Source organism: Streptomyces sp. NRRL F-5122, assembly GCF_001507435.1.
GTDB classification, from domain to species: domain Bacteria; phylum Actinomycetota; class Actinomycetes; order Streptomycetales; family Streptomycetaceae; genus Streptomyces; species Streptomyces lannensis.
On the sequence record NZ_LMWH01000028.1, the window covers coordinates 1 to 5,662 of the forward strand.

The 5,662-nt window shown below is 68.0% G+C and carries 5 protein-coding genes and 1 pseudogene; all 6 read right to left on the bottom strand.

The window, feature by feature from the left end:
• On the bottom strand, positions 1-1,722 hold a 1,722-nt coding region (locus ADL25_RS05850; protein ID WP_059126553.1), incomplete at its 3' end, for a SpoIIE family protein phosphatase.
• 304 nt (positions 1,723-2,026) lie between these two features.
• A complete protein-coding gene (locus tag ADL25_RS05855) occupies positions 2,027-2,887 on the bottom strand; it encodes an SDR family NAD(P)-dependent oxidoreductase (RefSeq protein WP_079050201.1) in 861 nt (286 codons plus the stop codon).
• Between the two features lie 71 nt (positions 2,888-2,958).
• Positions 2,959-3,393 (bottom strand): MarR family winged helix-turn-helix transcriptional regulator, encoded by a 435-nt coding sequence (locus ADL25_RS05860; RefSeq protein WP_059126555.1) that lies wholly within the window; start codon positions 3,391-3,393, stop codon positions 2,959-2,961.
• 158 nt (positions 3,394-3,551) lie between these two features.
• Positions 3,552-3,806, bottom strand: a complete 255-nt coding sequence (locus ADL25_RS48885; protein WP_147318095.1) for a hypothetical protein — start codon at positions 3,804-3,806, stop codon at positions 3,552-3,554.
• Between the two features lie 451 nt (positions 3,807-4,257).
• On the bottom strand, positions 4,258-5,259 hold the full coding sequence (locus ADL25_RS05865) for a LuxR family transcriptional regulator (protein ID WP_059126556.1): 1,002 nt from the start codon (positions 5,257-5,259) through the stop codon (positions 4,258-4,260).
• Between the two features lie 315 nt (positions 5,260-5,574).
• A pseudogene (locus tag ADL25_RS51785) lies at positions 5,575-5,662 on the bottom strand (transposase); the annotation flags it as partial.

Genomic DNA, 5,662 nt, shown 5'->3' on the forward strand with positions numbered 1-5,662 from the left:
GTCGGGCAGGACTCCCAGCACCGGGCCGCCCGGCAGTTCACGGATGCTGTGGCTGCCGTCGTCGCGTGCGTACAGCAGCGGCACATGGCCGGCGCTGGCGCCGGTGACCCGTCCGTCGCCCGGGTCGATATGCAGCATGGTGCAGCTGGCGAATCGTGCCGCCTGCATGGTGACGAGCAACTCGTTGGTGCGCATCAGCACGGTTGCGGGATCGGGTTCGTGGGCGGCGATCGCGCGCATGGAGGCGCGCACCTGTCCCATGGCCGCGGCGGCGTCCACATCGTGTCCTTGGGCGTCGCCGATCTCCAGGGCGACGGCGCCGTCGGGCGTGACGAAGGCGTCGTACCAGTCTCCGCCGATGTCGAGCCCGTCGCGGCTGGGGCGGTAGCGGGCGGCGACCTCCAGGCCTGGGAGGTGCTCGGGCAGGGTGGGGAGCATGGTCTGCTGGAGCGCCGTGGCCAGTTCGACTCGTGCCTCTTGCAACCTGACGCGCTTGAGTGCTTGGCCGGCAAGGTCGGCAAGAGTACACATGAGGGCCCGCTCGTCCGGGGACGAGTGGTGTGTGCTGTCGTAGGTCACCAACCAGGCCCCGAGCGGCTGCTCACCGGCCGGGCTGAGGGGGGTGATCGAGATGGCGTAGCCGGTGTCGAGCTGGTCGAAGTACGGCACCATGGCCCCGTGCGGCCAGCAGCGGATGTAGTCCTCCTTGTCGGGAATGAACTGCGGCTTGCCCGTGCGGATCACGTAGGGCAGCGGGCTGGGAGCGTCCAGTGGCAGGCCGTGCACGGCGGCCACCGGTAGCGGGATCCCGGCATCGGAGGAGACGCGCAGGCGGTCTTTCGTGAGGAGCGCCAGCGCGGCGCCGGTACCACCGAAAGTCGCGGCGAGCCGGGTCAGGACCACCTGCCGTACTTCTTGCTCCGTGACTGCGGTCATCACGGCGGAGGAGAAGGCGGCGATCTCGTCGGCGCGCTGACGCTCAACACTCAGCGCGACCAGCGCTCTGCGTCGGCGCGCTTCCCACTTGGTGTCGTCACGGATCACTCCGAAGACCCGCTCAGGACCGCCAGAGCCGAGAACGATCCGACGACTCTGGCAGACCAGATGGTGGCAGCCATCGCGCTCGGTGAGGAACCGCACCCTGATCCAGGGGGACCGGGCGGCCGTTGACGTCACGAGCCGCCGCAGAGACTCCCGGTCATCGGGGTGGACTCGTCGCACCACCTCGGACAACGGCATGGAGGCCTCCGGGAACAGCGCCGCCAAGGCGGGTGCGCCACCGAGCCATTCCAGCTCACGCTCCTGGGGTGAATACATGCACAGGCCGAGATTGGCAGCCTTGGCCGCCAGACGGAACGGGATCAACAGACCGCCCCGATCGTTTCCCGCGTCCAACGAGTGCACCCATACCAGCGACTCCCGGCCTGCGGGATCATTCACCGACCGTGCCTCGACAAGACAGACGACAGATGCCGTATCCGGGCCGGGGAACTCCAGCACCCGCATCGCGACCGTGTTCGTCGTGGCGGCGTGGGCCACGAGACTCTCGACCGAGGCCAGCTGGCTTGCGGGCAGCAGATCACCGAAACCACGACCCAGGCACTGCTCCACCGACCTGCCCAGTGCCCTGGCCATCGCGGCATTGAGCCTGAGGACAGCTCCGTCCAGGGCCACGAGAGCCGACGGGGTGGGCCTTCGAAGGAGCTCGTCCGAGGCGTCCATCTGCGGCTCCCTGACATATACCGAAAAAGCCTCTTCTCATGATATTCGGGATGCCTTCGCCACGGGTGTGTCCGACCGGCTGCGTCACGTGACGACGGCAGGAAATCCGCTGGAAAGAAGCGGTGGGCAGCGGCTCGTGAGGATGACCACGACCGAGCGGTTCAGCTGTATCTCCCGGCCCAGCTGGGCCGGGGCGGGGAGTGCCACGTTGACCAGCGTGGTGTCGAGGTGGAGCAGGAATCAGGCCACAAGGAGGGCGACAACGGCCTCGACGACATACGAGTTGTGTACCGGCGTCGCTTCATCAGCCCGGGTGACTGGCGATCGTTTCGTGGTAGGTCTTCCCGCTGCTCATCCTGAGCAGCCTGGCGATGCGCCGCTTCGTCAGAGCGGTCGCGATCAAGTCGCCGATGCGAGGCGACAACGCCTCACCGAGCAGCAGCATGTTCGCCATGCGCGGCAGCACTACACGTCGCTTCCCCTGCCGGACTGCGGCCACCACGGCTCGCGCCACTTCGTTGGCCGGCAGCGGCGTCATGTGCCGGAACGGGGGCGGCATCTGCGCCTCCTTCGCCTCCCGCAGCAGGTCGGTGGCGGTGAGCGCCGGATAGATCACCGACACTCGGATACCGCTGTCGGCCACCTCCTGGCGGAGACTGTCCGAGAAGGCAGAGACCCCGTGCATCACGATCGCGTACGAGCCGAATCGAGCGAACGCCTTTCGCCCCATCACGGACGACATGTTCACGATCGCCCCAGAACCCTGCCGCCGGAACACCGGAAGCACGCGCTGCGTCACGTTGATCATTCCGAAAAGGCTCGCCTGCATCGTCTGGCGGGCGTTGTCTTCGAACGCCGCCGACTCGACACGGCCCACCATCCCGATCCCGGCGTTGTTCACCAGCACGTCGATCCGTCCGAATCGGCTCACCGCGGCGTCCACCAGGGCCGTCACAGCCTCGGGGGAGGTCACGTCCGTCGGGACCGACAGCACGTCCGACCCCAGATCGCGAACTTCGCTCTCCACCTGCGCAAGCCGCTCTTCCGAGCGGGCCGCAAGGACCAGCAGCGCCCCCTGCCGGGCGAACGCCAACGCAACGGCTCTACCGATTCCCCGTGATGCACCCGTGATCAATACAACCCTGTTCGCGAAGGAGACACTCATGACGTTCCCTCTCTCGTTGTATATACAACATGAGTAGCTGGAGGAAGCCTCCGGCTACCCCTCCCTGAGCGCTACGCGCCCGGCGGATACCCCATGCCGCCCGCAATCTCCTGGACCGCCGCCACGCCCGCCCCCAGAAGCTGAGCAGCCTGCTGCTGGGCCTGCCGCCACTGCGGCATCACGGATTCGATCTTGGCCCGGCCGGCGCCGGTAAGGGCGACTTCACGCATGCCCTTCGCGTCGGACGCCGAGGCCTCGATCCAGCCCTGGTTCAGCAGCAGATGCAGATTCCGGCTGACCGTAGACCTCTCCAACTGGAGCACCTCGCCCAGCCTGGACGGCGGACACGGACCCACCTTGCCCAGAGCGGCCAGCAGGTTGACCTGGGCAATGGTCACCCCATGACCCTCAAGGGCGCCATCGTAAAGACTGGTGACCGCCCGGCCTATCAGCCGGATACGCACGGCCAGACAGTCCTGCACGATTTCGTCGACGGAAGCACTCACCCTCTAATGTTGTATCTACAACAACCTCGGGGTCAAGCGCTCCGCCCGCCGAGCACCAAAGGAGACCGGAGCCGATCCCCCCCGGCTGGGCGCATCCGGAATCCGCTCGCCCCACCGGAACGCATTGCGGGTGATGGCGCAGGCGCCGGCATGAGTGCTCACGGAGCCGGTTCGCGTTGCGCGGTGGTTGCCGCGCCCGAGGCGACGGGCGATGCCGCTGCCTGCTCGGGCGCCGGCGACCCGCCGGTCGACGGGCGTCCGCCGGGGCGGCGGGCGTCCCCGCGTGCCACGCGGACGACGGCGTCTGCGCTGCCTCCGGACGCCGCCCGCTCGTCGAGCGAGGGAAACGGAACCGCCACCGTGCCGGGAAGTCGTACGCGGCGGAGCCTGGGGGAACCGTGGGACTTCTTCATCGTGCTGGACTCCCTTGCTTTCAACTGGCGGCCTATGAGGCTGAATCCGGCAGAGCTCATCGCCCAGGGGCCCCGTCGACAGGTGTGCGCCGCGCCACCGCCGGGTGGTGATGCACGAAAACCGGAACGAACGGGGGCCAAAGCGCGTGACAGTGGGCCTCGGCGTGCGAGGTCGTTCATCGCCCGCCCTCACCCCACCCCAAGCGGAGAATTGCCTCCACTTTAGCGGAGGTATCCTTCCGTTTCAAGGCGGCAGCCGAGCAGCACCGGCAGTTCATCGAGCTCCACCAGGTGAATCGTCGCCTGCCGCGAGCACGCCACCGTCACCCGAAGAGGACAGCGGGTCACGCGCGCGGGGGCGCTCCGGGCCCCGTGCTCCCGCACGAACGCCGGGTCGAGTGGCGTGCGCCCCGGCCGGCAACGGGGTGTCATGCCGCTGCCGCCGGCACGCTCACACCCAATGGCGTCGGGCCGCCGCAACGCCGGCGCCGAAACGGTTCGTCGTCCCGAGCTCCGCATAGAGGTCCTTAATCCGTCGGCGCAGCGTCCGCGTCGAGATCCCGAACTGGCGGGCGATGGCGTCGTCCTTGACCCCGGCGGCGAAGAGGGCGAGCAGGTTCCGCTCCTCGTCGGTAGGCATCCGGGCGCTGCCGCCCTCGACGGGTGGACCTGATGGCGGCGACGGCTCGAGGCCGGGACCGCTCAAGGACGCGGCCGTGGCCCAGTAGCGCTCGAAGAGCTCCGTCAGGGCGTCCAGCAGGGGAGGCGCCTCGGTGTAGAGGCACTCGGTGCCCTCGCCGTCCAGGCTCAGCGAGACCATCGCCGCGAACCGGTCCGCCATCGCCAACTTGATCGGCAGCGCGGGCACGACTTTGGCCTCTTCGCCGCGCGAGACGAGACTGCCCAACTCCTCCCAGCCGCCTTCGGCATCGAAGCTGGCCGCCGCGTAGACGACCCGCACCCGTACCCCGCGCCGGACCGCCGCCTCGTCGAGCGGCCCGTTGGGAGCCAGCAGGAACGGCGGCCGGTCCAGAGCGCAGATCTCGTGACGGGCACACTGCTTCAGGCGGTAGTAGCAGTCTCCGACCGCCTCCGCCCCGCTGATCGTCCTCGTCGCGGGTTCGGCCGCATTGGAGCGCCTGACTTCGTCGAATATCGCGCCCAACGGCTCCGCCGCGTCGCGCACGGCGGCCAGTTGACGCTCGTGCGACTCCACGAGTGCCCGCACGGCATAGCGGGGATCGACGGTGAGGAACTCACCCGAGGATCGGCGGCTGAGCAGTCCGGAGTGGTGAAGACGCTTCAGCATCGACAGTGCCTGCTCGGGCCGCAGTCCGAATGAGGCCACCACGTCGTCGACGGTCCCGCCTCCGTGGGTCAGCAGCCGGCGGTAGACGGCCTCCGCCTGTGCGTCGAGCCCCACTGCCTCCCAGGGAGGGTCGGCTTCCGTCATCGCTGTCCGCCTCTGGCCTGTGCTCGTGTGGTTCGGACAGAAAAATACAAGCCGAGGTGACGCGCAGAGCAACGGACCGGGACCTTACGGCGTCTGGAGCGTCGGCGAGGCCCGTACCACGCGACCGTGTGCGGCTTGCGGCAGCGTGCGGACAGTCCAGCGGTGTCTCCCCCAACTGCGCATGATGTATGGCGCATTGCAGGGATTTGAGCCGTGTCAACCTGGTGACATGGCACTCATGTGCCAAAGCACTGTCTTCACAGTGATGCGAACGGATGGCTGACTACGAACAACTCCGGCACATCTAGTGCCGCCTCAGGCAACGTTTGCCCTGTCGATGACGGCTTGTAGGTGCTGGTCGTCGGCATGGCGGTTTCGCCAGATGATGTAGCGGCGGATCATG

What these genes read in the sequence shown, in the direction of transcription:
- ADL25_RS48885 (WP_147318095.1), bottom strand. Translation starts at nt 3,806, where the DNA reads ATGAAGAAGTCCCACGGTTCCCCCAGGCTCCGCCGCGTACGACTTCCC.
- ADL25_RS05865 (WP_059126556.1), bottom strand. Translation starts at nt 5,259, where the DNA reads ATGACGGAAGCCGACCCTCCCTGGGAGGCAGTGGGGCTCGACGCACAG.
- ADL25_RS05855 (WP_079050201.1), bottom strand. Translation starts at nt 2,887, where the DNA reads ATGAGTGTCTCCTTCGCGAACAGGGTTGTATTGATCACGGGTGCATCA.